Here is a 26,441-nt window from a genome sequence, read left to right as displayed (position 1 = left end):
ACGGTTTGGATGAATTGGAGCGCAGCGTGAAAATCAGCGTCAGAAACCTCGAGCCCACCAAGGTCAGGCTCACCATCACCGTCGATCCCGATGAGCTGAACCCCTACCTGGATCAGGCCCGTAAGGAGATCGGCAAGCAGGTGACCATCCCCGGCTTCCGAAAGGGCCATGTGCCCGGACCCATCATCGATCAGCGCGTGGGCTTTGCCAGCGTGGCGGGCGAGGCCGTCAACGCCGGCGTGCCCGAGCTCTACTCCAAGGCCCTGGAGGAGAAGCAGCTGCACGCCATGGCACAGCCGCAGATCGATGTCAAGGACATTCCTTCCTCGGCCAAGGACGACACCAAGCTCAAGTTCACCGCAGAGGTGGAGATTCGTCCCAAGTTCGACCTGCCCGACATCGAGGGCATGGAGATTGAGGTCCCCAAGCCCGCCGTCACCGACGAGGACGTGGACAAGCGTCTGGACAACCTGCGTCAGCGCTTCGGCACCCTGGTCAGCGTGGATCGCCCCGCCACCAAGGGTGACTATGCCAACATCGACCTGGATGCCGTCATTGACGGCGAGTCCGTGGACTCCCAGCAGGGGGTCAGCTACGAGCTGGGCTCCAACACCATGCTGGACGGGCTGGACGAGGCCCTGGACGGGCTGTCCGCCGGGGAAGAGACCACTTTCGAGGGCACCCTGGAGGCCGGTGAGCATCAGGGCGAGAAGGCCCAGATCAAGGTCAAGGTCAACTCGGTCAAGGCCGAGGAGCTGCCCGACCTGGACGACGAGTTCGCCAAGGAGGCCTCGGAGTTCGAGACCCTGAAGGAGCTGCGCGAGGATGTACGCAAGCAGTGCCAGGTGGATGCCGAGGGTCGGCAGGCCACTGACGCCCGCGACGCCTTCATTGCCAAGCTCCAGGACGGCCTGGACATCCCGGTGCCCAAGGGCATCAAGCAGTCCATGGTGACCGATCAGCTCAAGAACACCGGCAAGGATCCCGACAAGGCCAGCAAAGACGAGAAGGCCGAGGCCGAGCAGACCGTGGAGAAGGAACTGCGCGACCAGATGACCCTGGACGCCCTGGCCGAGAAGCTGGGCATCACGGTCAGCCAGGCCGACGTGACCAACTTCCTGGCCTCCATCGCCCAGCAGTACGGCATGGATCCCAGCGCCTTCATCAACGGCATCGTCCGCAACGGCCAGCTGGGTTCGGCCGTGCAGGAGGTCGGCCGCTCCAAGGGTATGCTGGCCGGCATGCGGGCCGTCACCTTCAAGGATCCCGATGGCCAGGAGGTGGACCTGAGCCGCTTCCTGGGTGAGGATGAGCCCCAGGCCCAGGAGGAGCAGGACGAAAGCGTCCAGGCTGCTTCCGCCGCAGCTGAAGTGGCCGACCAGCTCTCCCAGGATCAGGAGTAGCTTCCAAAGCAGCAGACAGGGCCGCACCCAATGGCGAAACAGCCTGGGTGCGGCTCTGTCGTAGCGGTTGCGCAAAGAGCGGAAAGACCGTGGCCGCGTCGATTGTGGGGGCTACTCTCAATACAGATACGTTTATCGAAGGAGACAGGGTGAACAACTCATTGGCAACCAGTCCCGTGATGGAGGAGGGGGAGGCCCCTACGCCGACCGATCCCATCTTCAACCGACTGCTCAAGGACAGGATCATCTGGCTGGGGGACGAGGTCAAGGACGCCAACGCCAACGTCATCTGCGCACAGATGCTGATGCTGGCGGCCGAGGATCCCAAGAAGGATATCTGGCTCTACATCAATTCGCCTGGTGGCTCCATTACGGCGGGCATGGCCATCTATGACACCATGCAGCTGATCGAGCCCGACGTGGCCACGGTCGCGGTCGGGATGGCTGCCTCAATGGGCCAGTTCCTGCTCTCCAGCGGAGCCAAGGGCAAGCGCTTCGTCACCTCCCATGCACGGGTGCTCATGCATCAGCCCTCGGGTGGCGTCGGAGGCACGGCTACCGATGTCAGGATCAACGCCGAGCTGATCATGGACATGAAGCGCACGCTCTCCCAGCTGACGGCCGAGCAGACCGGCCACACCCTGGAAGAAATCTACCGGGACAACGAATACGATCACTGGTTCACGGCCCAGCAGGCCCTGGAGTACGGCTTTGTCGACCGGATCGTGACCACCCACGGCACTATGACCGCGGATCAAGGGAAGTGAGCACTCCACATGGCATCTGAAGAAGCGCAATTCGTAGCACGGGCCCGTCGATTGGCTGGCCCTCGTGGCCTGGCCGCCATGCCCACCGACCGTTATGTGCTGCCGCAGTTCGAGGAGCGCACCCCCTACGGCTACAAGCGCCAGGACCCATACACCAGGCTCTTCGACGACAGGATCATCTTCATGGGCGTCCAGGTGGATGACACGTCCTCGGACGACATCATGGCCCAGCTCCTGGTTCTGGAGAGCCAGGATCCCAACCGCGACGTGATCATCTACATCAACTCGCCGGGGGGATCCATGACGGCCATGACCGCCATCTATGACACCATGCAGTACATCAAGCCCGATGTGCAGACCGTCTGCCTGGGCCAGGCTGCCTCGGCTGCCGCCGTTCTTCTGGCCGCCGGGACCAAGGGCAAGCGTCTGATCCTGCCCAACGCCCGTGTGCTCATTCACCAGCCGGCCATGGAGCAGGACTTCGGCAAGGCCACCGAGATTGAGATCCAGGCCAAGGAGATGCTGCGCATGCGCACCTGGCTGGAGGAGACCCTGGCCAAGCACACCGGCCAGGATGTGGAGAAGATCCGCAAGGACATCGAAGTGGACACCATTCTGACCGCCCAGCAGGCCAAGGATTACGGGATGGTGGACGAGGTCCTGGATCACCGCAATTAGCTCCGGTGGCTGCGCGCATGATTGATCGTCCGGATGGCGGTGGGCCCCTGGGGCCTACGGCCTCCGGACGTTTTGGCATCATGGCCGATGCCAGTCAGAATTTGATTTCGGCGATCCTCGCGGATTCTCCAGGAAGGGAGAGCCATGGGCCGTGTGGTCAGCTACAATGACGGACTGAATCGCTGCGAGTTCTGCGGCAAGGATGAGCACCAGGTGCGTCGTCTGGTCAAGGGGCCTTCCTGCGCCATCTGCGACGAATGCATACGTCTCTGCGCCCAGATCATCCAGGAGGACATGGCCAAGGATGCCGCCGACCAGCGGGTGAGCCTGCCTGCCCCCTCGAAGATATTCGCCTATCTGAACCGGTACGTCATCGGCCAGGAGGCCGCCAAGCGCACCCTGTCGGTGGCTGTCTACAACCACTACAAGCGCGTCAATATGGACTTGGGCGACCGTGGCCATGTTGCTGACATCGCGTTTGATCGCAAGGACGCGACACCACGCGTCCAGGTGGACAAGTCCAACATCCTGCTCATGGGTCCCACCGGCGTGGGCAAGACCTACCTGGCACGGACGCTGGCCACCATCATGAACGTCCCCTTCGTCATTGTGGACGCCACCAGCCTGACCGAGGCCGGGTATGTGGGCGAGGACGTGGAGTCAGTCCTGCAGGGGCTGCTCCAGGCTGCAGGTGGCAACATGGACTTGGCACAGCGGGGGATTATCTACATCGACGAGATCGACAAGATCGCCAGAAAGTCTGGCGAGAATACCTCCATCACGCGTGACGTGTCCGGCGAGGGGGTCCAGCAGGCCCTGCTCAAGATCATCGAGGGCACCCAGGCCCGCGTGCCGGTACAGGGTTCGCGGCGGCACGGGGATGTCCGCACGGTCGTCATGGACACGGCCAACATCCTCTTCATCTGCGGCGGCGCCTTCGTCGGTCTTGAGGAAATTGTCCGTCGACGGCTGGGTCTGCGAGAGAGCGGATTCTCGGCTACCCAGGGGAGTGATAGGGTGCCCGACGATCGGGTCATGAGTCAGGTCAGGGCCGAGGATCTGGAACAGTTTGGCTTGCTTCCCGAGTTCGTGGGGCGCTTGCCGGTCATATCCACCCTGGAGCCGCTGGGCGCCGATGAGCTTCGGCGGGTGCTGACCGAACCGGACAATGCCCTGGTCGACCAGTACCGGCGCATGTTCCTGGATGACGGGGCCGATCTGGTCTTCACCGATGCCGCCTTGGATCGGGTTGCTGCCATCGCCCTGGAGCGCAAGGTGGGCGCCCGAGGATTGCGGGGAATCATTGAGCACACCCTTGAGGCAACCATGTTCGAACTGCCCGATAGGACGGACGTCTCCCGTGTTGTGGTGGATGCCGATGCCGTGGACGGGACGGGATCGCCCCACTATGAGACCGGTCAGGGCGTGGCCGCAGCTGCTGGTCGTCGTTTGGCCTGACCCCGCCACGATGAGCTCTGCTGTTGGCCGGGCCCGATAGGATGTTCATTGTTGCCGGAAGGGAGGCCCCATGGGTGCTCGTAGCGCTGTCGTGGTCACGCACAGCCGGGTCCGGGCAAGCGGCCACCTGGTGGACGAGGTCGAGGAGCAGCTGCGCCGGGACGGATTTCGCGTCTCGATTGTCGACAACATTGCCGCCCCGGAATTCGGCAGCCCCAGCCAGAAGGTGGCCGATGACACCGAGATCGTCATCGTTCTGGGTGGCGACGGGACAATTCTGCGGGCTGCGGAGTTGGTCAAGGGCACCGAGGTGCCCATCCTGGGGGTCAATCTGGGTCATGTGGGGTTCCTGGCGGAATTCGAGAGCTTCCAGATAGGGGAGGCCATTCGCCGGGTGGCCGATCATGACTACTCCATCGACGAGCGCATGGTGGCCCATGTGGACCTGTGGATACCCGGGGCCGATCGACCACTGAGCGACTGGGCTCTCAACGACATGACCCTGGAACGATATGATCGGGGCAAGATGATCGAGGTATCGGTCAGAGTGGACGATGTGGAGATGAGCTCCTTTGGCTGTGACGGCATGATTGTGGCTACCCCGACCGGATCGACAGCCTATGCCTTTTCGGTGGGCGGACCCATCGTCTGGCCGGATGCGCAGTCGCTGCAGATGGTGCCCATAGCTGCTCACGCCCTCTTCGCCCGGTCCCTGATTATCGGCCCAAAGTCGCAGTTCACTCTGGATATTCTGGGTGATTCACAGTCGGCTGGCTGGATCTGTAATGACGGGCGCCGCCAACGGCCTGTGCCCAAGCGGTCCCGCATCGTGGTGCGGCAGTCCCACGACATCCTGAGGCTGGCCAGGCTGTCGGGAGTGCCCTTCACCAGACGGCTGGTCTCCAAGTTCGATCTGCCTGTGGTCGGCTGGAGGGAGCAGCATCGCCCCTCGGCGGCTGCGAATGGGCAGGACCAGGGGGAGCCGTCAGAGTCGAACAAGGAGCACTGATGTTGGAAGAGCTGGAAGTACGAGACCTGGGTCCCATCCATCACGCCCTGTTGCGGCCCGCCGCCGGCATGACGGCCATCACCGGGGAGACCGGGGCTGGCAAGTCCATGCTGCTCAACGCCATCAGGCTGATCTCGGGGTCCACTGCCCGCCCCCAACTGGTGTCGCCTGGAGCCCGTGAGTCCTGGGTGCAGGGGATTTTCGATGCTGGAGCGGCAGGAGCTGAGAATCCAGTGACCGCTGCCATCACCGAGGCTGGTCTGCCCTTGGAGGATGAGGGGCAGATCTTCCTGGCCCGAACCATGCCGGTCAAGGGGCGTTCCCGTGCCGCTCTGAACGGCAGGACGGCACCTCGTGGCTTGCTGGAGGAGGTGGCTGGAATGCTGGTCACCGTCCATGGGCAGGCGGATCAGATGCGTATGGCCAGTCCGGCCCGGCAGCGCGAATTTCTGGATGCCTATGCCGGTGATAGCCCGCAGCTGGAGGCTTTTTCCAAGGCCTTCAGGCAGTACCGACAGGCCCAGGACCATCTGGAGGAGCTGCGTAACCAGCAGTCCGGCGCTATGGCCCAAGCTGATTATCTTCGCGAATCCATCGCCCGGATCGACCGGGTCGACCCCCATTCCGGCGAGGATCGTGAACTCAAAGCACAGCGGGACAGGATCGAGTACGCTGCCCAAATCAGTCAGGGGGTCATGTCCGCACTGTCCGCCCTGGACTCCGGTCAGATCGACCCCGATGCTGACGCACCATCGGCTACGGCTCTGGTCGAAAGAGCCATTGCTGCCCTGGAGGGCATCGGTGTGGAGGGGGTCTTTCAGGAGTCGGCCCAGCGGCTGCGCGCGCTGAATGCCGACCTGTCTGACCTGGTCTTCACCCTGAGCAGCCAGCTGGACGACGAAGGCCAGGAGGGCGATCTGGACAAGATCAATGCTCGCATTCACGATCTCGATGAGCTGACCCGACGCTGGGGACCGGACATCGACGACGTTCTGGCTTGGCGCAAAAAGGCTGCATTCGAACTTGAGGACATGGATGCCTCACCTGAGAAGTTGGAGGAGCTTCAAGGTCAGGTTGAGCAGCTTCGCGGAAGCGCCTTGAAGGCCGCACGGAATCTGTCTGCGTCACGAGCCAAAGCTGCAAGACGACTGAGCGATCTTGTCGATGGCGAATTGCGCTCCCTGGCCATGGCGGGCGCTGGGCTTGAGATTCGCGTCAGGCCGCGCCAGAACCAGGCTATGGATGCGCATGGTCTGGACCAGATCGACTTTCTCTTCAGGCCGTATCCAGGTTCGGACCTGCTGCCCATGGGCAAGAGCGCCTCGGGCGGAGAACTCAGCCGTCTCATGCTGGCTCTGGAGCTGGTGGCCGCCGAAGGCCGGACCTCATCAGGACCTGACGGGACTGGCCATGGGCATACTGGCTTAGATTCTCAGGTTGGCGGTCCGACCATGACCTTCATCTTCGACGAGGTGGATGCTGGTGTCGGCGGACGGGCTGCTGTGGAGCTTGGTCGTCGTCTGGCCCGGCTGGCTGTCACCGCCCAGGTGATTGTGGTCACCCATCTGCCACAGGTAGCTTCCTGGGCCGATCGACAATTCGTCGTGGCCAAGGGCCGGGAGGGCGGCGATGCCGTAGAAACCCTGGTCCACCAGGTGGAAGGCAAAGACAGAGAGCGGGAGATCGCCCGGATGCTGGCCGGCAGCGAGTCCGCAACCTCCCTAAAGCACGCCCGAGAGCTTCTGTCCTCCAGCAGACTCCAGACCCGATAGGTCTGGTTGTCCTCTGAACTTCGTGGTGCCGAAGTCCGTCGATTCAACGACTTTGGCAAGTTTTGGCGACTTTGCTGCCTTTTGTGGTCGTGCTGATGCATGCTCGACATCCGTGCTTCTGCTGCTCTTCATTCTTACGATTCAACAGCAGGCAATCGGTGTAGATGGCCGTGCGGCAACGACCATGCCGGATTTTCGTTGATGACACTGTATCCGCCTTTTACATGAACAATGCGGCGATGACCTCGTCCAAATGGATTTTGTCCGAAATTCTGGTCGGCCGGAATTTCAGCACTATAGGGCCGTATCTATCAGTTCTCGAATCATGTTCGTAGATCCTTGGAAAATCAGCGGTTGGGTTGTCTTCATAACCGAACTGTTATAGTGTATATATGAACACCGGCACAGCTCAGCCAGGGTTGTACCGACAATCAATGAAAGGGGCTTGGATGAAGCTGATCATCTCATCCCTGTCCGGACAGCCGATTTACCGGCAGCTCGAGGACCAGATACGTTCGGCCATCCTGATCGGAGACCTGAAAGCGGGGGAGGGACTGCCTTCCCTGCGTCATCTCTCGCAGGAACTCAGGGTGTCCGTGCTGACTGTGACCCGCGCCTATACCGAACTCGCCCAAGAGGGCTTGGTGGAGAACATTCAGGGCAAGGGGACCTTCGTGGCCGACAGCGGCGACCAGGTCATGCGGCAGCATCTGGAGGACCGCGTGCAGTCCCTGCTGGGCGAGGCGGTCGATACGGCTCGTCGGGCCGACATGGAGCCGGACCGGATTCGCGGCATGCTCGACGGCCTGCTGGGCGGCAAGGGTCCTGCACCAATGACCGAAGAAGGAAAGGAATAGCAGCATGTGTGCATCACCGCCGATGACTACTTCTGTTGAAGGGGTCGACTATGCCCTGCGCGTCAGTGACCTGGGGAAAAGCTACGTCAAGGCTGACGGCACGGGTTTCCGCCTGCAGCAGGTCACCATGGACCTGCCCATGGGCTACATCATGGGATTGATAGGCCCCAACGGCGCAGGCAAATCCACCCTGATCCGGCTCTTGCTGAACATGACCCATCGAGACAGCGGAGAAATCAGCATTTTGGGCCGTGATCCCTTGAACCAGGAGGAAGAGGTCAAAGCAGACTTGGGCGTGGTATTCGATTCCATTTATTTCCTGGAGACATGGAAGGTCAAGGCCGTCGAGCCAGTGATGGCACCCATGTATCCCTCTTGGAACAGTGATCGCTATCAGGACTATCTGCGTCGGTTCGGTCTGCAGGAAAACCGCAAAATCGGCAAGCTCTCCCGTGGCATGCAGATGAAACTGATGCTGGCCGTCGCCCTCAGCCACGATGCAAGGCTCTTGATTCTGGATGAGCCCACCAGTGGTCTGGATGTCCTGGCCAGGGACGAGCTCATGGATATTCTGCTGGACTACATCGGCGACGGTCGTCACTCGGTGCTTTTCTCCACGCACATCACCGCGGATCTTGAACGGGTGGCTGATTTCGTTACCTACATCAATCGAGGGTCTGTCTTCTACACCGGTCCTAAGGACGAGCTGATGGAGGCTTTTCAGATAGTGAGAGGAGGGCCGGACGATCTGGCTAGAGAACAAATGCCGCATCTGATGGGCTTGCAGCGTTCCGCCACTGGTTTCGAGGCTTTGGTGCCCACTGAACACTTGAAGGATTTTCTGGCATCGGCTTTCCCTGCCGCCGTGGAGCCTTCGGATGGCCGCTACCTTGTGGAGCGGGCCGACTTTGACAACATCATCAGACTGACCGCAGGCTCACCTGTAGCAGCCGACAGGAATAAGGAGGTGGAGTCATGAAGGCGATAGCCAAGCAGATCAGGTTGGACATGCAACGTTTCTCAGGAGCAGGGAGAACTTGGGTCGGTGTGCTGATTTTCATGTCCGTGCCCCTCATCGGAATCCTGTTGAACTTAGTCATGGTCTTGACAGGCAATGACGGGGAAGATGCACGGACTGCGTTGACGGGGGCAGTAACCAGCATGGGGATCGGGCTGCTTGTAGGCCTGGTATTCGGTATGTTCGTCGATTTCAACAGTACGGCAATTCGTTTGAATGGTCTGCTGCCCATAACACGTGATCACCAGGTATTTGGACGTTATGCTACTGTAATTCTGCTGATCCTAGTTCAATCTTGCGGCTATGCAATATTCTTCTTCTACGCTACTGATTCATTTTTGCATGGTCAGGACCATTGGCGCGACACTGTCTTGTTTGCTTTGGGGTTGTTCCTGTTGGAATCGTTGCTTTTTGCAGTAGCTACACCCTTGTTTTATTGGCTGGAACCAGTTAAGGCAATGATAGTCTTCCTGGCGCTTCTTGGTTTGGTACCAATCATGGCCCTCATCGGCAGTTTGCTGCCCTTGGACTGGGGGACCTTCTGGAATTCAATCATGCGATCTTTGACTTCCGACCTGTGGCGGCCGATGGTCCTCGGGCTGGCTTTGATTCTGGCGGTTGATATGGTTTCGATAGTCATATCTCGCAAGGTCTATGCCAGGAAGGAGATCTGAGCCAATTTGTCCAAGTTTCAGGACTGCATGACCGCGTGGCGGACGTAGTCGGACATCTCCCTGGGATCGATGCAGTCCTGAAAGCGCACAGGTGCGCTTTCCAGGGCGCGCAGAGCCTTGGGAGGCCTGGTGTTGGTGGCCTCGGCCAGGATGTCCATGCAGCCGAAATCGCTGTCCGGGGTCTCCAGACCCAGGGATTGGCAGACCACCCGGGGGAACTTGTAGGGGCTGGCCGTGGACAGCAGCACCCGGGGTACGGCAGGATCCCTGTCGGTCTGCCCGGTCATGACCTGGTAGCCGCAGGCCGTGTGCGGATCGATCAGGTATCCACGGTCCTCCCAGCAGCCGCTGATGGCTGAGGCCACCTGGTCCTCGTCGGCCCAGCCGCAGGAGAAGAGCCCGCGGATTCTGGTCAGCAGGGCTTCGGGCACCTGGTAGCGTCCTGTGGACTCCAGGTCGGCCATAAGCGAGGCAATCAGTTCGGTGTCGCCGTCGGCCATGTAGTAGAGCATCCGCTCCAGGTTGGAGGAGATCAGGATGTCCATGCTGGGGGAGGTGGTGGTGTAGAAGGGGCGGTTGCGGTCATAGATGCCTGTGGTCAGGAAGTCGTTGAGGACCCGGTTGCGGTCCGAGGCCACGGTCAGGCGGGCCACCGGAAGGCCCATCATCTTGGCGTAGTATCCGGCCAGCACATCGCCGAAGTTGCCGGTGGGCACGCAGAACTCGACCGGATCCCCAGGTCTGATCACCCCCCGTTCCATCAGGGACCCGTAGGCCCGGAAGTAGTAGACGACCTGCGGGGCCAGGCGGCCCACATTGATGGAGTTGGCCGACGAGAGAACGGTTGAGGCCTTCTCGTCCAGCTCACAAGCCAGGTCCGCGTCGGCGAAGATGGACTTGACTGCGGACTGGGCATCGTCGAAATTGCCCCGAACCGCGCAGACCTGCAGGTTGCCGCCCTCCTGGGTGACCATCTGCAGGCGCTGGATCTGACTGACCTTGCCTTGAGGGTAGAAGACGGTGATGCCCGTGCCCGGCGCGTCTGCGAAACCGGCCAGCGCCGCCTTGCCCGTGTCTCCGGAGGTGGCCGTAAGCACCATGATCCGTTCGCCATCCTCCCCGGCCAGGGCCATCAGTCTCGGCAGAAGCTGCAAGGCCACATCCTTGAAGGCCGAGGTGGGCCCGCGGAAGAGCTCCAGTGCGAAGTCGTTGCCGCCCAGGTCCACCAGAGGGGTGATTGCCGGATCGGACCACTGCTCTCCGTAGGCTGCGTCCAGGCAGGAGTCCAGCTGAGCGGAAGAGTAATCGCTCAGCAGTCCCGAAAGGACCAGTTTGGCCGTGCCCTTGTAGTCCAGGCCGGCAACCGTGGCAGGGTCGATGGTCAGTGCGTCCAGTCCATCGCTGACGTAGAGTCCGCCGTCAGAGGCCAGGCCTCGTCTGATGGCCTGCTTGGACTGCAGCTGCTCCTTGCCGCCTCGGGTGCTGTGGTATGTGCTCATGGTTGCCTGCCCCTCCGCCATGTCGCCGAACTGATCATTACCAGGGCATTCTACCCCGCGCAGGGGTCCGAACCATTGCACTGCTCGGCTCGCGGATGAAACCGTCCATGGACGTCAGGGCTTGCCAGGGGCCGGCATGGCGTACAGTATTGCCCACCAGCCCTGTATCCGAGGCTGTATGTCAAAGACAAAGGAGCGACCCATGGTCGAAGAGAACCCGGTACAGCAATCCTACGATGTCCTGAACTCTTCGATCTCGCAGGTGGATCCGGAGATCGCCGCACTGCTGGATGGGGAGTTGGAGCGTCAGCGCGGCGGTCTGGAGATGATCGCCTCTGAGAACTTCGTGCCCAAGGCCGTCCTGCAGGCCCAGGGATCCGTGCTGACCAACAAGTACGCCGAGGGCTATCCCGGCAGACGCTACTACGGCGGATGCGAGTGGGTGGACCAGGTCGAGAACCTGGCCCGGGACCGCGCCAAGGCCCTGTTCGGCGCCGAATATGCCAACGTCCAACCGCATTCGGGCGCCCAGGCCAACGCCGCCGTCTACCAGGCGCTGATCAAGCCCGGCGACACCGTGCTGGGCCTGGCCCTGGACCATGGCGGCCACCTGACCCACGGTATGAAGATCAACTTCTCCGGACGCTTTTACCATGCTGAATCCTACGGGGTCGATCCGGACACCTTCCGCATCGAGCCCGAGATCATCCGCCAGCGGGCGCTGGAGACCCATCCGGCCCTGATCATCGGCGGGTGGAGCGCCTATCCGCGCATTGAGGACTTTGCAGCCATGAAGGAGATCGCCGATGAGGTGGGGGCCAAGTTCTGGGTGGATATGGCCCACTTCGCCGGCATGGTTGCGGCCGGTCTGCACCCCAGCCCGGTGCCCTATGCCGATGTGGTCTCCTCCACGGCCCACAAGACCCTGGGCGGACCCCGGTCAGGGTTCATCCTGGCCCGTCAGGAGTATGCCAAGAAGCTCAACTCCTCGGTCTTCCCCGGCAACCAGGGCGGCCCGCTCATGCATGTGATCGCCGCCAAGGCTGTGGCCTTCAAGCTGGCCGGCACGCCTGAATTCAAGGAACGGATGGAGCGCACCCTGGAGGGCGCCAAGATTCTGGCCGAGCGTCTGATGGCCAAGGATGTGGCCGACAACGGCATCACCGTGCTCACTGGAGGTACGGATGTCCACCTGGTCATGGTGGATCTGCGCAACAGCGAGATGGACGGCCGTCAGGGGGAGGACCTGCTGGCCAGGATCGGCATCACCGTCAACCGCAATACTGTGCCCTTCGATCCGCGCCCGGCCTCCGTGGCCTCCGGTCTGCGGATCGGGACCTCCGCCCTGGCCACTCGCGGATTCGGCCCGGCCCAGTACGAGGAGGTGGCGGACGTGATCGGCACTGCGCTGGCCCAGGGCCCCCAGGCGGATCTGGATGCCCTCAAGGCCCGGGTGGACCGGCTGGTCGAGACCTTCCCGCTTTATCCTGAGCTGGACCAGACCCACTGATCGGCCCTTGGAGGTGGGAGGCGCGGCAATGCCCTCCCCCTCCTGTCGTCATTGCCCTCGCTGAGGGTTACAATCGGTACAGAATATGGGTCTGGCGGACCCTTGAGGGCGAAAGGATCTGACGAACATGAGCGAAAACGAGAACTCCGATCGTCAGGATGTGTTCAACCAGGTCTGCGCCATGGCCGATGCGGCGGCTGCTGCACAGGCAGGTCTGGCAGGCATGACCGGCCAGGCCAGGAATGCCCTCTTGCTGGCCCTGGCCGATGCCCTGATCGATCAGGCCGATCAGATTGCCGCGGTCAATGAGCAGGACTGCACCCAGGCTTTTGAAGAAGGAATGAGCGCCGGACTGATTGACCGTCTGCGCTTGGATAAGGTTCGCATCGCGGATGCCGCCCGGGGCGTGCGTATGGTGGCCGGGCTGACTGATCCCCTGGGCGAGGTGGTTCGCGGCCATGACATGCCCAACGGCATGCGGCTCAATCAGGTGCGGGTCCCCTTGGGCGTGGTGGCCATGATCTACGAGGCCCGGCCCAATGTCACCATCGATGTGGTGGCCCTCTGCCTCAAGTCCGGCAATGCGGCCCTCCTGCGAGGGGGTCATGCGGCCGAACGCACCAATCGCGCCCTGGTGGAGCTGATAGGCGGGGTGCTTCGTGAGCAGGGGCTGGATCCGGCTCTGGTGGCTTCCGTGGACCGATACGGTCGCGAGGGGGCCCAGGCTCTGATGAAGGCGCGCGGTCATATCGATCTGCTGGTGCCCAGGGGTGGCCGGGGGCTGATTCGCAGCGTAATTGAGCAGGCCACCGTGCCCACCATCGAGACCGGTGCCGGCAATGTCCATATATACGTGGACCGCTCGGTGGACATGGATCAGGCCATCCCCATCATCGTCAACGCCAAGACCCAGCGGGTGGGTGTCTGCAACGCCGCCGAAAAACTGATCGTCCACCGGGATGTGGCCGCTGAATTCCTGCCACGTGTGGCGCAAGCGCTGACCCGGGCCCAGGTCGAGCTGCACCTGGACGCGGTCTCCATGGACATCCTTGCCGGACATGGTCTGCCCGAAGAACTGCTGGTCCGCGCAGAAGAGGATGACTGGGATCGTGAGTATCTGGACTTGAAGATGGGGGTACGTGTGGTGGACTCCCTTGACCGGGCCATCGAGCACATCAACCGTCACTCCACCGGCCATACCGAGGCCATCCTGGCCCGGGACTACGAGGCTGTGGAGGAGTTCTCCCGCCGGGTGGATTCGGCTGTGATCATGGTCAATGCCTCAACCAGATTCACCGATGGTGGCATGTTCGGCATGGGCGCGGAGCTGGGCATCTCCACCCAGAAGCTGCATGCCCGAGGACCCATGGGCCTGCAGGAGCTTACCACCACCAAATGGATCGGCTACGGCAGGGGGCAGGTGCGGCCGTGAACGAGAAGATCGAAGAGCTCTTCCAACGCGAGCACGACAATCCGCGTATCTGGCTGAGGGTGGCTTCAGAGCGGCTGAGCCTGCTGCGGTACGTCTTTCTGGTCCAAATCGAGGACGGCATCCCGGATGCGGACCAGCGTTCCTGCCTGGAGTACGCCGATGCGGTCCTGATTGGCTGGCCTGATGAACATGCCGATGATGTGCATGACTTGGATCAGGACCAGCTCAACCAGGTCAGGCACGACATCACCGTCATGGAGGAGCGTGTGCCGGTCTTCCGCAAACAGGAGCAGGAGGGTCGCATCGCCGACCTGTCCGATTCATTGGTAGCCATCACCGGATGCGTGGCCCAGGTCCGTCGGGCCTACCAGCCGGGCTTCCCCCTGCCCACCTACTCCGAAATCCGTCGCGTGGTCCAGGAGGAGTGGAATGCCGACATGGAGCGGATCGATCCTGACCGGGTCAACCCCAGCGCCGAGCAGATGCGCCAGGAGGCCGAGTCCGAGAACGAGGAGAACGCCTCGGAAGCCAGACGGGAGGGCGAGCAGGCGTGAACCGGATGATGTCTGAACTGTCCAAGGAGGGAGAAACCGGGCAGGAGCCATCGGAAATTGACGGGTCCTGTAGGCCTGCCCACCATAACCGCCGACCCCGGGTGGGGATCATGGGCGGCACTTTCGACCCCATTCACAATGGCCACTTGGTGGCTGCCTCGGAGGTGGCCTGGGTCTACGACCTGGATGAGGTCATCTTTGTGCCCACCGGCCGCCCGGCCTTCAAACTGAACAAGACGGTGACCAATGCCGAGGACCGCTATCTGATGACCGTGATCGCCACGGCCTCCAACCCCAAGTTCACGGTCTCCCGGGTGGACATCGAGCGTCCTGGCATCACCTATACCGTGGACACCCTGCGCGACATCAAGCGCATGCGCCCCGACAGCGACCTCTTCTTCATCACCGGGGCGGACGCTGTGGCCGAGATCATGCGCTGGAAGGATGCCAACCGGATGTGGGATCTGGCCAAGTTCGTGGCCGTCTCCCGACCCGGCTACTCCTCCAGCCTGGACGACCTTCAGGTGCCTGCCCAGCGGGTGGATACCCTGGAGATTCCGGCCCTGTCCATCTCGTCCACGGACGTGCGGCGTCGTTCGGCCCGGGGCATGCCGGTCTGGTACCTGGTCCCGGACGGGGTGGTGCAGTACATCAACAAGCACGGGCTCTATCGCTCTGCTTCCTGAGCTTCGCATACCGTCGGACTCGCCAACACGGACTGTCCGGCTGTGTCAGCGCGCGCCATTATTATGGGGGCTGTCCGCTTCAGCGAAAACAACGTTTGGAGATATGGTGAGCGCGATACTCAAAGGCAGACCAGGAAAAAATCTCATACTTGTCACAGGCCGGGCCCATCCCAGACTCGCGGCGGACGTGGCCGATCAACTCGGCATTGACGTCCTCGAGACGACAGCCTACGACTTTGCCAACGGCGAGATGTATGTGCGTTATACGGAGTCGGTGCGTGGAGCCGATGTCTTCGTCCTGCAGACCCACTCCGACCCGGTCAACAAGTCCATCATGGAACAGCTGATCATGATCGACGCCCTCAAGAGGGCCTCGGCGCGGTCCATCACCGCAGTCTGCCCGCTCCTGGGCTACTCCCGTCAGGACAAGAAGCATCTGGGCCGCGAGCCCATCTCCTGCCGGCTCATGTTCGACCTGCTCAAGACGGCTGGCGCGGACCGGATCATGTCGGTCGACCTGCACGCCGCCCAGTCCCAGGGCTTCTTCGACGGGCCTGTGGACCACCTGATCGCCATGCCTGTGCTGGTGGACTATGTACGTGACAGGATGGACCTGTCCAAGGTGGCTGTGGTCTCGCCGGATGCCGGCCGCATCCGGGTGGCCGAGCAGTGGGCCCAGCGCCTGGGAGGCGTGCCCCTGGCCTTCATCCACAAGACCCGTGACATCACCCAGCCCAACAAGGCCGTGGCCCACCGTGTGGTGGGCGACGTGCGCGGCCTGGACTGCGTGCTGGTGGACGACCTGATTGACACCGGCGGCACCATTGCCGAGGCCTGCAACGTGCTGGATGAGGCTGGCGCCAACTCCATCACCATCGTGGCCACCCATGGCGTCATGTCCGGACCTGCCGTGGAACGGCTCAAGTCCTGCAAGGCCAAGGAGGTCATCCTGACCGACACGGTCCCCATTCCCCAGGAGAAGCGCTGGGACGGCCTGACCGTGCTGTCCATCGCGCCCCTGCTGGCCTCGGCCATCAAGGCGGTCTTCGAGGACGGCTCGGTGGCACGGCTCTTCGACACCTATCCGGCCCATCACGGCCAGGGCTTCCTCTTCGCTTGAAGCCCCGCCTGCCCGGCATGGCGTGGCGTAATCGTCCGGCTGTGGCATAATGAACCTGGCGGGGCCCCAGGGTCCCGCCTTTCCCCCATGGTGTAAAGGCAGCACACGGGTCTTTGGAACCCTTAGTCTTGGTTCGAATCCAGGTGGGGGAGCTTACGCTCGCCGATTCCGGTCGGAGACGGCCTCCTTGGGGTCGGTGACCAACCGAAAGGAACTGTCTTGGCAGTCAAGAAGATCGAAACCTGGCTCACCGACATGGACGGCGTGCTGGTGCACGAGAACACGGCCCTGCCCGGAGCTGCCGAATTCATCGACACCCTCAAGCGCAACAACCGCCAATATCTGGTGCTGACCAACAATCCCATCTACACCCCTCGTGACCTTTCAGCCCGCCTTGGTCGTTCGGGCATCGACGTGCCCGAGGATCGGATCTGGACCTCGGCCCTGGCCACTGCCGACTTCGTATCCCGGACCATGCCACGGGGATCGGCTTATGTGATCGGCGAGGCCGGACTGACCACGGCCCTGCACGAGGCAGGCTTCATTCTTTCCGACATCAAACCGGACTATGTGATCCTGGGCGAGACCCGGACCTACTCCTTTGAGTCCATCACCACAGCCATCCGCCTGATTCTGGGCGGCGCCCGCTTCATCTGCACCAACCCGGACGCCACAGGCCCCAGCGAGAACGGCGTCCTGCCGGCAGCCGGCGCTGTGGCGGCCCTGGTGACCAAGGCCACCAACCGGGAGCCCTACTTTGTGGGCAAGCCCAATCCAATCATGTTCCGCACGGCCCTGAACAGGGTGGGCGGCCACTCCGAGACCACGGCCATGATCGGCGACCGGATGGACACCGACGTGGTGGCCGGAGTCGAGGCCGGCCTGAACACTTTCCTGGTGCTGACCGGCATCACCACACGATCCGAGGTGGAGACCTTCCCCTACCGCCCGGACCAGGTGGTGAACTCCATTCAGGATCTGATCGACATCGCCGAGAGCGGGGTGGTGGAGTTTTGAGCGGCGGGCAGACACTGACCGCTGGCATCATTCTGGCCGCAGGCGAGGGTACCCGCATGCACTCGGCCCATCCCAAGGTTCTGCACACCCTGGCCGGCAAGACCTTCCTGCAGAGGGTCATGACTTCGGTGACCGCCCTCAATCCCGAGCTGACGGCTGTGGTGGTTCATCATCAGGCCGACCTGGTGGCGCAGGCTGCACGTTCTTATGATTCCCAGGTGCGCATCGTGCGTCAGGACAGCCGACCGGGAACGGGGCGTGCGGTCCAGTGCGCGGTAGACCAGCTGGATGGGGAGCTTCGGCACGACGGCCAGGTGCTGATCGTTGCCTCGGACATGCCCCTGCTGGATGCGGACACGTTGCGTAGTCTGCTTGACTACCATGTCAGCTCCGGCGACGGGGCCACGGTGCTGACGGTCAATCTGGACGACCCCACCGGATACGGCCGCATCATACGTGACCAGGATGGACGGGTCCTGCGCATCGTCGAACAGCGTGACGCCACCGGCACCGAGCTGGCCGTCAAGGAGGTCAACACCTCCGTTTATGTTTTCGAGGCTGACCTGTTGCGACAGGCGGTCCGCGGTCTGGACGACAGCAATGCCCAGGGGGAGTTTTATCTGACAGATGCCTTGGAGACAGCCCGCCGCCTGGGCAGGGTCGGGGCCTTCGCTGCCCCTGATCCACTCAAGGTCGAAGGCGTCAACGATAGGATCCAGCTGGCCGATCTGGCCAAGGCCCATAACCTGCGGGTCTGTCGAGAGTTCATGCGCCAGGGGGTGACCATCCTGGACCCGTCCACCACCTGGATCGAGGACGATGTGGTTATCCAGCAGGATGCCGTCATTCTGCCCGGTTGCTTCCTGCAGGGTCATACCGAGATTGCCTCGGACGCGGTCATCGGCCCCTATACCACCCTGATCGATGCCATCGTCGAGCCGCAGGCCAAGGTGGAACGTTCCCGCGTGCAGGAGACCCGGATCGGAGCCCGGGCCAACATCGGTCCCTGGACCTACCTGCGGGCCGGCAACGTCCTTGCCGAGGACACCAAGGCCGGGGCCTTCGTGGAGATGAAGAAGGCCACCATCGACCACGGGACCAAGGTGCCCCACCTTTCCTATGTGGGGGATGCCCACATAGGCCACGACAGCAACGTGGGAGGCGGGTCCATCACGGCGAACTACGACGGCGTGCACAAGAACCGCACCGAGATCGGATCGGAAGTGCACGTGGGCGCAGGGAATCTCTTCGTAGCTCCTGTCCAGGTGGGCGACGGGGTCACCACCGGGGCCGGATCGGTCATCCGCCATCCGGTCGAGGATGGAGCCATGGTCTATTCCACCAACGATCAGCACCAGGTTCCGGACTGGAAGCCCGCCTGGGAGCGGAAATCATGACAGCATCTGCTTCACAACAAGGAAAGGCGTGACAAGTGCCAGCATTGCAGGAATCCATCGACGCGGTCCGGGTGGCCGCTCGGGCCGCCAACAATGTCAAGGCCATGGACATCGTGGCCTTCGACGTCTCCCAGCCCATCGCCATCACCGACATCTTCATGGTGGCCACCGGCAGCAACGAACGTCAGGTCCTGGCCATCGCCGAGGAAGTGGAGAAGCAGCTCCACCTGCAGAAGAACCTGGATCCGCGTTCGCGGGAGGGCGTCCAGGAGGCCCAGTGGGTTCTGCTGGATTACGGGGACTTCGTCATCCACATCATGCACAAGCAGGCCCGGGCCTACTACGACCTGGAACGGCTATGGAAGGACTGCCCCCAGGTGGACCTGCAGCTGGAGCACCCCTTCACCCTTGCCGCTGATGACCCGGACGGCCAGGTGGCCTCCAAGGCGGACGATCTGAATGGGGATGATCTGCGCAGCCGTTTCGCTGACCCTCAGGAAAGCCATGACTGATTCGGATACCACCGCCGAGGATGGACGGCATGTGCGCTCCATGACCGTGGTCCGCCATGGGCAGACTTCATACAATGCGGGCCATCGGATGCAGGGCCAGATTGACATCCCCCTCAACAGCGTAGGCCGCTGGCAGGTGGAGAGGACAGCCGAGGAGCTGCGGGCTGAGTATGTGGATGACGCCCCTCAAGACCGTCACCTGCTGGTGGTCTCCTCTGACCTGGGTCGGGCTGCCGCCACCGCGCATGCCTTCGCCGACCCCTTGGGCCAGACGGTCCATCTCGATCCCGGACTGCGTGAACGGGGCTTCGGTGAGTGGGAGGGAGCCAGCGCCGAGGAGGTCCGTCAACGTTGGCCCGAGGATTACGAATCCTGGTCCCGGGGTGCCGGGGGAGAGCTGCTCCACGGTGCTGAAACCAAGGCCCAGGTGGGCAAACGAGGTCTGGAAACCCTGAACCGGTGGATTCACCGGGCTGGTCCGGACACTGATCTCATGGTCTTCTCCCATGGTTCCTTTATCGCTGAGGCCCTTCAGGCTCTACTGGGCATGGCCAACGCATATCCCGAGTACCTGGGCCTGGTCACCATGCGTAACGCCCACTGGGCCCGATTGATGCCACGCGATCTGCCGGATGGCGGTCTACGCTGGTCCATGATCGATTACAATCGTGGTCCGGCCATCGCCATGCGGGGTGACTGGGACAATCCCCGGGGGCTGGTCCAGACCGACTGAGGCTCATGGGCGGTCGGCATACCATCACAGTATCGCCATGACGACCAGCTACCATAAGAGCGCAGCCACCAGCCATAGGATCAAAAGGGGTCGGAGTGAAGCAGTTCTTTCATGACATTTCCTGGGCGCAGATCATCGCCGGCGCTCTTGCAGCCATGACCTCCTTCTGGCTGGCCGCCAAGATCGGCGTGGCTGGATCCATCATCGGCGTGGCCATCGGTTCCATTGTCTCTGCCGTGGCCTCGCAGATTTACAAGAATGTTCTGGAAGCCTCTGGCCAGAAGCTGCAGGAGTCCGTGGTCGGCAGCGCCGACCAGGACGATGACGACTCCAAAACTGATTCGGACGCCGATGGGCAGACCACTACCTTGCCGGCTCAGGGCAAGGGTCGTTCTGACGATTCCGGCGATGCCCCCGACGGATCAACCAAGGTCATGGCCCCGGTAGATGGTTCCACGCAGGTCATGCCTCCCGTCGGTGACGAAAAGTCGGCATCCAAGACCGGCAGGACCGTTTCGTCCAGCAATGGTCCACGAACCCATACGGCTTCCATTACGGCAACCAGCAAGAAGAAGCTGGATCAGCGCCGCCGCAATGTCATCATCGTCTCCGTGGTCAGCGCCCTGGTGGCCGTGCTGCTGTCCGCCCTGGCCATCAATGCCCTGACCAAGGGCGAAGGCACCGACAAGGTGGTTCGTAACGTGGTCAGCCCACCGACCAGCCAGGTGGTAACCCCCAGCCAGGAGGAGGAGACCCCCTCCAAGCCCGCGCGGCGCACCGAGGAGCCTGAATATCAGGCGACTCCCGGTGCCCCTCAGAACCAGCCCTCCGGGTCGAATCAGAACCAAGGCAGCGAACAGGGATCCGGATCCGGGCAGGGTCAGCAGCAGGGAGGGAACCCCTCGAGCTCGCCTTCACCGTCTGCCGACGCGACCGGCTCCACGCCCAGTCCCTCCAGCACGACTCCTACGCCACAATCGTCCCCGACGAGCACAACCAGCCCATCTCCCCATAACTGACCTGCCGTTCGGCGCGGCACACCCATCCCACCATGTAATGTGACTAGGGTCACTTTCGGGCGGTCCAAGAGGCCCGTCCCTAAGGATTTGGTCCCGAAGGCGGGATCAGCAATGAGAAAGGTGTGTATATGCGCAAGGTTCTGTGCTCTCCAGGCTCCTATGTTCAGCAGGAGGGCGCCATGGGAAAGCTGGCTGGAGAATACGCGGCTCTGGGTACCAAGGGCGCCCATCTGATCGTCGATCCGGTCATCGACGGGCTCTACCACGACGACATCATCGCCTCCTTTGAGCACGATGGGATCCCCTACGAACTGATGGAATTCGGCGGCGAGTGCTCCATGGAGGAGATCGACCGCCATCGTGCCCGTTTGGGCAGCAGCGACGCAGTGATTGGCATCGGCGGCGGCAAGACCCTGGATACTGCCAAGGCCGTGGCCCACTTCGCCCATCTGCCGGTCATGATTGTGCCCACGGCAGCCTCATCGGATGCGCCTTGCTCAAGGCTGTCCGTGCTCTACACGCCTGGGGGTGTCTTCGACCGTTATCTGCCACTGCCTGCCAACCCCAACGTGGTCCTTATGGATACCGACGTCATCGCCAAGGCTCCGGTGCGCTTCCTGGTATCAGGGCTGGGCGATGCCTTCGCCACATACTATGAGGCGGCCGCCTGCGTGCAGTCGAACGCCGTGACCATGACCGGAGGACACGCCACCATGGCCGCCTTCGCCCTGGCCCGTCTCTGCCGCGACACCCTGCTGGAGGATGGCGTCAAGGCCGTGGCCGCCGTCAAGGCCGGTGTGCGCACAGCCGCCCTGGAGAAGATCATTGAGGCCAATACCTTGCTGAGCGGTCTAGGCTTCGAGAGCTCCGGCCTGGCTGCAGCCCACGCCATTCATGATGGGATGACCGCCCTGGAGGGCACCCACTCCATGCTGCATGGCGAGAAGGTGGCCTTCGGCACCCTGGCCCAGCTTGTCCTTGAGGATCGTCCCCTGGAGGAGACCCGCCAGGTCTACGACTTCTTCCGTAGCGTGGGTCTGCCCACATCCCTGGAGCAGATCGGCATCGGCCAGGCCAGCGAGGAGGATCTGCTCCAGGTCGGCGAGCATGCCTGCGGTCCTGACGAGACCATGGGCAACATGCCCTTCGACGTGACCCCTGCCGATGTGGCTCACGCTCTGCGCGCAGCCGATCAGCTGGGCAAGCAGCTCTGAGCTCTCCTGTCCTGATCCCTCTGTGGGTTGCCAAGTGGCCGTCGGCATGCAGTCGGCGGTCGCCTGTATTTAGCTTGGTTTACATTGGCCCCTCCTGCAGGGAGGCAGCAGCCTTTCGTATGGCTTGTTCATCTGGGCATGTGGCTGGACCTGGCTGCGTGGTGGAAAGGGCCCCTGCGCAGTTGGCCAGTGTCAGCGCCTCTTCGATGGGCAGGCCCTGGAAGATGCCCGCACAGAGGACGCCCGAGTGTGCATCGCCGGCACCGTTGGTGTCTATGGCATGGACCTGCGGGGTCGGAATGTATCGGCTCTGCCTTGCATCCTTGGGTTGGCAGTACCAGGCACCACGGGCGCCGGCCCTGAGAACCACCGGACTGTCCAGTTTCAGCGAGAGCGAACGGCAGACGGATTCCGGCTCGGTTGCATTGCCGGTTTCGGGTCGGCACTCCAGACGCTGAGCCAGGATTGGTCCCTCGCGTTCATTCAGTGACCAGATCGGATGCAGTCCGTTGACAGCATCAAGCACATCCAGTGCAATATCGGCCACCATGGGTCCCAGGTCGAAGAGCACAGGGAATCCTTCGCCCTGGTGTAGGTGTGCGAATCCGACCAGGCTCCGGGTGTTGTCCTTGTGGCAGAAGGAATACCCGCTCAGGTAGACGACGTCGCCGGGAACCAGGTCCATGCTTTCGTAGGTGCCCTCCGGTACGCGGGTCTCTGCGCCCCTTGCCGACACAAAGGTGCGTTCGCCCGAGGGCTCGATCATGGCTACCGAGTATCCGGTATCACAGTCATCCAGCACAGGCCCCTGGGCGGGGACCCGCAGGGCTGCAAGGGCCCCACGGGCCATGTCCGCCATCGGACCTGTGCCGATCGCCCCCATATAGGCTATCGGCGCCCCCATCTGCCTGGCTGCGCGAATCACGTTGTACCCGCCGCCGACGTTTATGGCGCTTCGCCTGGCGAAAATATCCCCTCCGCGCTCCGGTAGATGGTCGATGTCCATGCTCAGGTCAACCACCACCTGACCGAGATGGAGGATCCTTGGCTCAGTCATCACCACTGCTCCTCACCGCCATGGAATCCTCGGAGAGGACGTGCAGAATGGCGTAGAGAATTCCTCCCAGCAGGAGGGAAACCAGCCATGCCAGGCCGTTCCTGCCCAGGAAGCTGTCGGCCAGCGGTCCCGAGAACCAGACCTCGTCCTTGGAGACCTGGGCCGTCACGAACAGGAAGCCGACGACTATTCCGAGCAGCCAGCTGATGATGGCTGGGAGGTTGACGCCGTGCCAGTACCAGTAGGGGGAGTCGGCTCGAAGGTTCAGAAGGCCGTCGGAATCGTAGCGCTTGCGGAAGATCATGTCTGACAGGAAGATGCCTGCCCAGGTGCTCAGAGGCACTGCCAGCAGGGAGATGAAAGTGACGAAGGGGCCGTAGAACCCGTCGGAACCCAGCGTGAAGTACAGGGCTCCGCAGGTGGTCACCACCACGTCGACCACGACCGCATAGACGCGGGGGATTCTGATGCCCAGGGTGATGGTGGTCAGGCCGGCAGAATATACGGAAAGGTTGTTGGACATGAGCAGCCCGGCGAATGCGGCAATCAGATAGGGGATGGAGACCCAGGCGGGTAGGGCGCTTCGAACCGCGGCGACCGGATCGGCGGCGGAGGCAATGGTGGAGTTGCCAGCTGTAAGGACCGACCCCAGGCCGATGACGACCACCAGTGGAATGCCGGCGCCGGCCGCTGCAGTCAGGACCAGAGAGCCGGATTTCACCGAGGTCTTCTGGTAGCGGGCCATGTCTGCGCCGGAGTTGACCCAGCCGATGCCCGTCCCCGCGGCTATGGTGCCGACACCGATAAGGAAGGCGCTGGCTGATCCGGGGGCATTGCCGATGAAGGAGGACCAGTCGACGGTCGTGGCCAGATAGATGGCCACCAGGAGGGTGAGGGCGCCGAATATCCAGGTGGCCCACTTCTGCACGGTGAGAATGAAGGCGTGACCGGCGGCCGAGACCACCACGGTCAGGGCCACGAAGACGGCAATGCAGACGAAGGTCAGGAAGGGGGAGCGCCTGGCATCGGCCGAGGTGCCGAAGATGATGGCGATCAGGGAGAGCAGCGCAAAGGCGCCGGTCATGGTGTTCACCGTCTCCCAGCCCAGTCTGGACAGCAGGGCCACCAGGGTGGGGCCCGCATTGCCTCTGACGCCGAAAATGGCCCGGGACAGGGTCAGCGTGGGGGCGCCGCCCCTTCTGCCGGCTATGGATATGATGCCGACCAGGGCGAAGGATCCGAAGGCCCCGATGGTCGTGGCGAGCACGGCCTGCCAGAGGTTGAGGCCCTGGGCGATCAGGGTAGCTCCCAGAGGGATCCCCAGGATTGAGATGTTGGCGGCGAACCAGACCCAGAAGAGCTGGCCGGGCGACCCGTTCCTCTGGTCCTCGGGCACAGGCTCGATGCCCCTTTGCTCAACCCTGGAGAGGATGGTGCCTTCTTTTGGTGCAGTTGACATGGATTGTCTCCTTTGACTCACGTTGTACTGAATGTAGCGATGGATCAGCTGTTCTGGCAGTTGGCCTGGTCTGTGTGGTCCCCGCAATCTTGGGGGGGGGGCTGGATTCTACATTGTTGTGTTCCTGACGGAATCAGTCTTGTCGGTTTGCGCTTTACTGCCTTAGGGCAATCAGGCCACGGGCGGTTTTCTGCAGGTCGAGGTGAGATACCGAAGCCACCCGGGAACAGAGTGTGGGGTCAAAGGCCTCGGGACCTGCACTCGCGCCGGTCATTGCGCCGGTCATTGCAGCGATGGTGTCCGTATCGCCACCAAGGTTGACTGCGGCGAACAGAGCCGATTGGGGATCGTCGGAGAACCTCCAGGCCAGGGCGAAGGCGGCTGCCACAGACTCATTGGATTCGACCGAGGTGCCGCAGTCTTCAATCAGGTGGCGTTCGAAGTCGCCCTCATCACTGAATTCCTCAGACAGCCGTATTGCCTGGCGGGCCCGTGCGGGAACCGATGCCTTGGGGGTCCAAGCCCCTGAGGTCTCCATGGCGGGCACCAGGCGCAGGGACTCCTGCAACGCCCGGCGAACGGTCATTCCCTCAAGTCCCAGACTGACTGTCGTAGCGATCAACGCTGCGCTTTGGAAGCCTGCGACCGTGTCGTGGGTGACCTGGCAGGACTCGTAGATGCGATTGGCGAGCCTCCTGGTGTCCTTGGGCCTGTTGGCTATCCCTACCGGGGTGACTCGCATGGCGGCCCCGTTGGTGGTGCCGGTCCTTCCCGTGGTCATGATGTCTGCGCCCTGGCGAACCTGTTCCAGAGCCAGCTTGGTGGAGGGCCCGAGCAAGTCCAGCGATCCGCGCGACTTCATATCGTCCTCCCAGGCCAGAAGGCGCTTGGCGAACTCTTTCGGATCGATGTGTCCCTTGCCATCGATGATCAGTTCCGCCACGATCAGCGCCTGCTCGGTGTCATCGGTCACAGCCCCCGCAGGCATACCGGGAGCTATCGGCTGATCCGCAATGGCATCACGAAGGGTGTCGACTCTGCCGTAGGCCTCATGGATGGCTGCTGGACTCATGCTCTGCGTGGGCATGCCCAGCGCGTCCCCCAAGGACAGCCCGGTAAGCGCGCCAAGTGCGCCCTTTTCAGTTCTGGTCATTGTTGTGTAGGCCTCCGGAGTCGTTGCGATGGGTCCACCAATCTGTCGGCCGATAGATTTGCAGAATTTTAATCAGAATCATTGTAGGTCCTTGGAAGAGTGCCGGCGCAACCATTGCAGCAGGCTTGATTCGCAATGGAGTCAGGAATCCGAACGTGTCCGCCTCTGTGGAGCGGTAGATAAAAACAATGCAAACATGCCAGGGTCAAAGCCTTGATCGCGATGTGGGCTCCATCGAGTGTGGACGGCCATCGGATGGGATTGCCCGTTGATGGCCCATCTGGGTTTGCCGGTTGGAACCGTAACTGCGTTTGCGGGGCTATAGGAACTAAACGCGTTGTTTATGTTGGGGGTTTGGCCTTGTGGCTGTAAGCGTGTTGGGTGGTTGTTAATAGGTCGGGTTGTTAATAGGGGTCTTGCAGGGGTGCCCGTTCCTGTTCGAT

General features: G+C 62.3%; 24 protein-coding genes and 1 tRNA gene. 21 read left to right on the top strand and 4 right to left on the bottom strand.

Translation table 11 applies throughout. The annotated features are described in order from the left end of the window. The first annotated feature begins 26 nt into the window (after nt 1-26). The 9 genes from tig (at nt 27) to AACP62_RS04030 (ending at nt 9,636) form a co-directional block, all read left to right on the top strand. On the top strand, nt 27-1,403 hold the full coding sequence (gene tig, locus AACP62_RS04070) for a trigger factor (protein WP_339346579.1): 1,377 nt from the start codon (nt 27-29) through the stop codon (nt 1,401-1,403). Between the two features lie 179 nt (nt 1,404-1,582). Continuing rightward, nucleotides 1,583-2,170, top strand: coding sequence for an ATP-dependent Clp protease proteolytic subunit (locus AACP62_RS04065; RefSeq protein ID WP_029678947.1), 588 nt, complete (start codon nt 1,583-1,585; stop codon nt 2,168-2,170). A 9-nt stretch (nt 2,171-2,179) separates the two neighbouring features. After that, nucleotides 2,180-2,848, top strand: coding sequence for an ATP-dependent Clp protease proteolytic subunit (locus AACP62_RS04060; RefSeq protein WP_045935285.1), 669 nt, complete (start codon nt 2,180-2,182; stop codon nt 2,846-2,848). 144 nt (nt 2,849-2,992) lie between these two features. Then, complete coding sequence (gene clpX, locus AACP62_RS04055) at nt 2,993-4,306, top strand: ATP-dependent Clp protease ATP-binding subunit ClpX (RefSeq protein WP_339346576.1); 1,314 nt, start codon at nt 2,993-2,995, stop codon at nt 4,304-4,306. Nucleotides 4,307-4,376: 70 nt separating this feature from the next. Further along, nucleotides 4,377-5,315, top strand: coding sequence for an NAD kinase (locus AACP62_RS04050; RefSeq protein ID WP_029678944.1), 939 nt, complete (start codon nt 4,377-4,379; stop codon nt 5,313-5,315). Further along, nucleotides 5,315-7,087 (top strand): DNA repair protein RecN, encoded by a 1,773-nt coding sequence (locus AACP62_RS04045; RefSeq protein WP_339346572.1) that lies wholly within the window; start codon nt 5,315-5,317, stop codon nt 7,085-7,087. Before AACP62_RS04050 ends, AACP62_RS04045 begins: the two co-directional genes overlap by 1 nt. A gap of 449 nt (nt 7,088-7,536) precedes the next feature. Beyond that, nucleotides 7,537-7,944, top strand: coding sequence for a GntR family transcriptional regulator (locus AACP62_RS04040; RefSeq protein ID WP_339346570.1), 408 nt, complete (start codon nt 7,537-7,539; stop codon nt 7,942-7,944). Between the two features lie 22 nt (nt 7,945-7,966). Further along, nucleotides 7,967-8,923, top strand: a complete 957-nt coding sequence (locus AACP62_RS04035) for an ABC transporter ATP-binding protein (RefSeq protein WP_425332921.1) — start codon at nt 7,967-7,969, stop codon at nt 8,921-8,923. Further along, complete coding sequence (locus AACP62_RS04030; protein ID WP_339346567.1) at nt 8,920-9,636, top strand: ABC-2 transporter permease; 717 nt, start codon at nt 8,920-8,922, stop codon at nt 9,634-9,636. Before AACP62_RS04035 ends, AACP62_RS04030 begins: the two co-directional genes overlap by 4 nt. Nucleotides 9,637-9,653: 17 nt before the next feature. On the opposite strand, the gene thrC is transcribed toward AACP62_RS04030, so the two are convergent. After that, complete coding sequence (gene thrC / locus AACP62_RS04025; RefSeq protein ID WP_339346566.1) at nt 9,654-11,135, bottom strand: threonine synthase; 1,482 nt, start codon at nt 11,133-11,135, stop codon at nt 9,654-9,656. Between the two features lie 202 nt (nt 11,136-11,337). On the opposite strand from thrC, the gene glyA reads away from it, so the two are divergent. The 12 genes from glyA (at nt 11,338) to AACP62_RS03965 (ending at nt 22,329) form a co-directional block, all read left to right on the top strand. Next, nucleotides 11,338-12,645, top strand: a complete 1,308-nt coding sequence (glyA, locus tag AACP62_RS04020) for a serine hydroxymethyltransferase (RefSeq protein ID WP_339346564.1) — start codon at nt 11,338-11,340, stop codon at nt 12,643-12,645. Between the two features lie 118 nt (nt 12,646-12,763). Continuing rightward, nucleotides 12,764-14,077 (top strand): glutamate-5-semialdehyde dehydrogenase, encoded by a 1,314-nt coding sequence (locus AACP62_RS04015; protein WP_425332920.1) that lies wholly within the window; start codon nt 12,764-12,766, stop codon nt 14,075-14,077. Then, on the top strand, nt 14,074-14,631 hold the full coding sequence (locus AACP62_RS04010; protein ID WP_082069483.1) for a phosphoribosylglycinamide synthetase: 558 nt from the start codon (nt 14,074-14,076) through the stop codon (nt 14,629-14,631). The genes AACP62_RS04015 and AACP62_RS04010 overlap by 4 nt, the downstream gene beginning before the upstream one ends. A 5-nt stretch (nt 14,632-14,636) precedes the next feature. Continuing rightward, nucleotides 14,637-15,317 (top strand): nicotinate-nucleotide adenylyltransferase, encoded by a 681-nt coding sequence (nadD, locus tag AACP62_RS04005; RefSeq protein ID WP_156149583.1) that lies wholly within the window; start codon nt 14,637-14,639, stop codon nt 15,315-15,317. Between the two features lie 103 nt (nt 15,318-15,420). Then, nucleotides 15,421-16,437: a ribose-phosphate diphosphokinase gene (locus AACP62_RS04000; RefSeq protein WP_045935295.1), complete on the top strand. Its 1,017-nt coding sequence runs from the start codon at nt 15,421-15,423 to the stop codon at nt 16,435-16,437. 81 nt (nt 16,438-16,518) lie between these two features. Then, a tRNA-Gln gene (locus AACP62_RS03995) sits at nt 16,519-16,589 on the top strand. A 67-nt stretch (nt 16,590-16,656) separates the two neighbouring features. Then, complete coding sequence (locus AACP62_RS03990) at nt 16,657-17,454, top strand: HAD-IIA family hydrolase (protein ID WP_082069369.1); 798 nt, start codon at nt 16,657-16,659, stop codon at nt 17,452-17,454. A gap of 14 nt (nt 17,455-17,468) precedes the next feature. Further along, nucleotides 17,469-18,851: a bifunctional UDP-N-acetylglucosamine diphosphorylase/glucosamine-1-phosphate N-acetyltransferase GlmU gene (gene glmU / locus AACP62_RS03985; RefSeq protein WP_339347276.1), complete on the top strand. Its 1,383-nt coding sequence runs from the start codon at nt 17,469-17,471 to the stop codon at nt 18,849-18,851. Nucleotides 18,852-18,886: 35 nt separating this feature from the next. Continuing rightward, nucleotides 18,887-19,363, top strand: a complete 477-nt coding sequence (rsfS, locus tag AACP62_RS03980) for a ribosome silencing factor (RefSeq protein WP_339346556.1) — start codon at nt 18,887-18,889, stop codon at nt 19,361-19,363. Continuing rightward, nucleotides 19,356-20,096 carry a histidine phosphatase family protein gene (locus AACP62_RS03975; RefSeq protein ID WP_339346555.1) on the top strand — a complete coding sequence of 247 codons (741 nt, stop codon included), beginning with the start codon at nt 19,356-19,358 and terminating at the stop codon, nt 20,094-20,096. Before rsfS ends, AACP62_RS03975 begins: the two co-directional genes overlap by 8 nt. 95 nt (nt 20,097-20,191) lie before the next feature. Then, entirely contained in the window at nt 20,192-21,115 is a 924-nt protein-coding gene (locus AACP62_RS03970) for a hypothetical protein (RefSeq protein ID WP_339346554.1), read from the top strand. Nucleotides 21,116-21,243: 128 nt separating this feature from the next. Continuing rightward, the gene (locus AACP62_RS03965; RefSeq protein WP_339346553.1) at nt 21,244-22,329 is read left to right on the top strand and encodes a glycerol dehydrogenase; all 1,086 of its coding nucleotides are present in this window, start codon (nt 21,244-21,246) and stop codon (nt 22,327-22,329) included. A 79-nt stretch (nt 22,330-22,408) separates the two neighbouring features. Here AACP62_RS03965 and AACP62_RS03960 read toward each other — a convergent pair whose 3' ends face one another. The 3 genes from AACP62_RS03960 to AACP62_RS03950 form a co-directional block, all read right to left on the bottom strand. Then, complete coding sequence (locus tag AACP62_RS03960) at nt 22,409-23,386, bottom strand: PfkB family carbohydrate kinase (protein WP_339346552.1); 978 nt, start codon at nt 23,384-23,386, stop codon at nt 22,409-22,411. Further along, nucleotides 23,379-24,845 carry a purine-cytosine permease family protein gene (locus AACP62_RS03955; protein ID WP_339346551.1) on the bottom strand — a complete coding sequence of 489 codons (1,467 nt, stop codon included), beginning with the start codon at nt 24,843-24,845 and terminating at the stop codon, nt 23,379-23,381. The genes AACP62_RS03960 and AACP62_RS03955 overlap by 8 nt, the downstream gene beginning before the upstream one ends. Before the next feature lie 154 nt (nt 24,846-24,999). Further along, complete coding sequence (locus AACP62_RS03950) at nt 25,000-25,998, bottom strand: ADP-ribosylglycohydrolase family protein (protein ID WP_339346550.1); 999 nt, start codon at nt 25,996-25,998, stop codon at nt 25,000-25,002. Between the last annotated feature and the right edge of the window lie 443 nt (nt 25,999-26,441).

This window comes from Bifidobacterium apis (genome assembly GCF_036986835.1).
Lineage (GTDB): Bacteria > Actinomycetota > Actinomycetes > Actinomycetales > Bifidobacteriaceae > Bombiscardovia > Bombiscardovia apis_A.
Note: the sequence above shows the minus strand (reverse complement) of the source record. Positions and strands in the feature narration are given on the sequence as shown.

What these genes read in the sequence shown, in the direction of transcription:
- AACP62_RS04060 (WP_045935285.1), top strand. Translation starts at nt 2,180, where the DNA reads ATGGCATCTGAAGAAGCGCAATTCGTAGCACGGGCCCGTCGATTGGCT.
- AACP62_RS04035 (WP_425332921.1), top strand. Translation starts at nt 7,967, where the DNA reads ATGACTACTTCTGTTGAAGGGGTCGACTATGCCCTGCGCGTCAGTGAC.
- AACP62_RS04000 (WP_045935295.1), top strand. Translation starts at nt 15,421, where the DNA reads ATGGTGAGCGCGATACTCAAAGGCAGACCAGGAAAAAATCTCATACTT.
- AACP62_RS04040 (WP_339346570.1), top strand. Translation starts at nt 7,537, where the DNA reads ATGAAGCTGATCATCTCATCCCTGTCCGGACAGCCGATTTACCGGCAG.
- AACP62_RS03955 (WP_339346551.1), bottom strand. Translation starts at nt 24,845, where the DNA reads ATGTCAACTGCACCAAAAGAAGGCACCATCCTCTCCAGGGTTGAGCAA.
- nadD (WP_156149583.1), top strand. Translation starts at nt 14,637, where the DNA reads ATGATGTCTGAACTGTCCAAGGAGGGAGAAACCGGGCAGGAGCCATCG.
- AACP62_RS04030 (WP_339346567.1), top strand. Translation starts at nt 8,920, where the DNA reads ATGAAGGCGATAGCCAAGCAGATCAGGTTGGACATGCAACGTTTCTCA.
- AACP62_RS04045 (WP_339346572.1), top strand. Translation starts at nt 5,315, where the DNA reads ATGTTGGAAGAGCTGGAAGTACGAGACCTGGGTCCCATCCATCACGCC.
- thrC (WP_339346566.1), bottom strand. Translation starts at nt 11,135, where the DNA reads ATGAGCACATACCACAGCACCCGAGGCGGCAAGGAGCAGCTGCAGTCC.
- clpX (WP_339346576.1), top strand. Translation starts at nt 2,993, where the DNA reads ATGGGCCGTGTGGTCAGCTACAATGACGGACTGAATCGCTGCGAGTTC.
- AACP62_RS03975 (WP_339346555.1), top strand. Translation starts at nt 19,356, where the DNA reads ATGACTGATTCGGATACCACCGCCGAGGATGGACGGCATGTGCGCTCC.
- AACP62_RS04050 (WP_029678944.1), top strand. Translation starts at nt 4,377, where the DNA reads ATGGGTGCTCGTAGCGCTGTCGTGGTCACGCACAGCCGGGTCCGGGCA.
- AACP62_RS04065 (WP_029678947.1), top strand. Translation starts at nt 1,583, where the DNA reads ATGGAGGAGGGGGAGGCCCCTACGCCGACCGATCCCATCTTCAACCGA.
- glyA (WP_339346564.1), top strand. Translation starts at nt 11,338, where the DNA reads ATGGTCGAAGAGAACCCGGTACAGCAATCCTACGATGTCCTGAACTCT.
- AACP62_RS03965 (WP_339346553.1), top strand. Translation starts at nt 21,244, where the DNA reads ATGCGCAAGGTTCTGTGCTCTCCAGGCTCCTATGTTCAGCAGGAGGGC.
- AACP62_RS03960 (WP_339346552.1), bottom strand. Translation starts at nt 23,386, where the DNA reads ATGACTGAGCCAAGGATCCTCCATCTCGGTCAGGTGGTGGTTGACCTG.
- AACP62_RS03950 (WP_339346550.1), bottom strand. Translation starts at nt 25,998, where the DNA reads ATGACCAGAACTGAAAAGGGCGCACTTGGCGCGCTTACCGGGCTGTCC.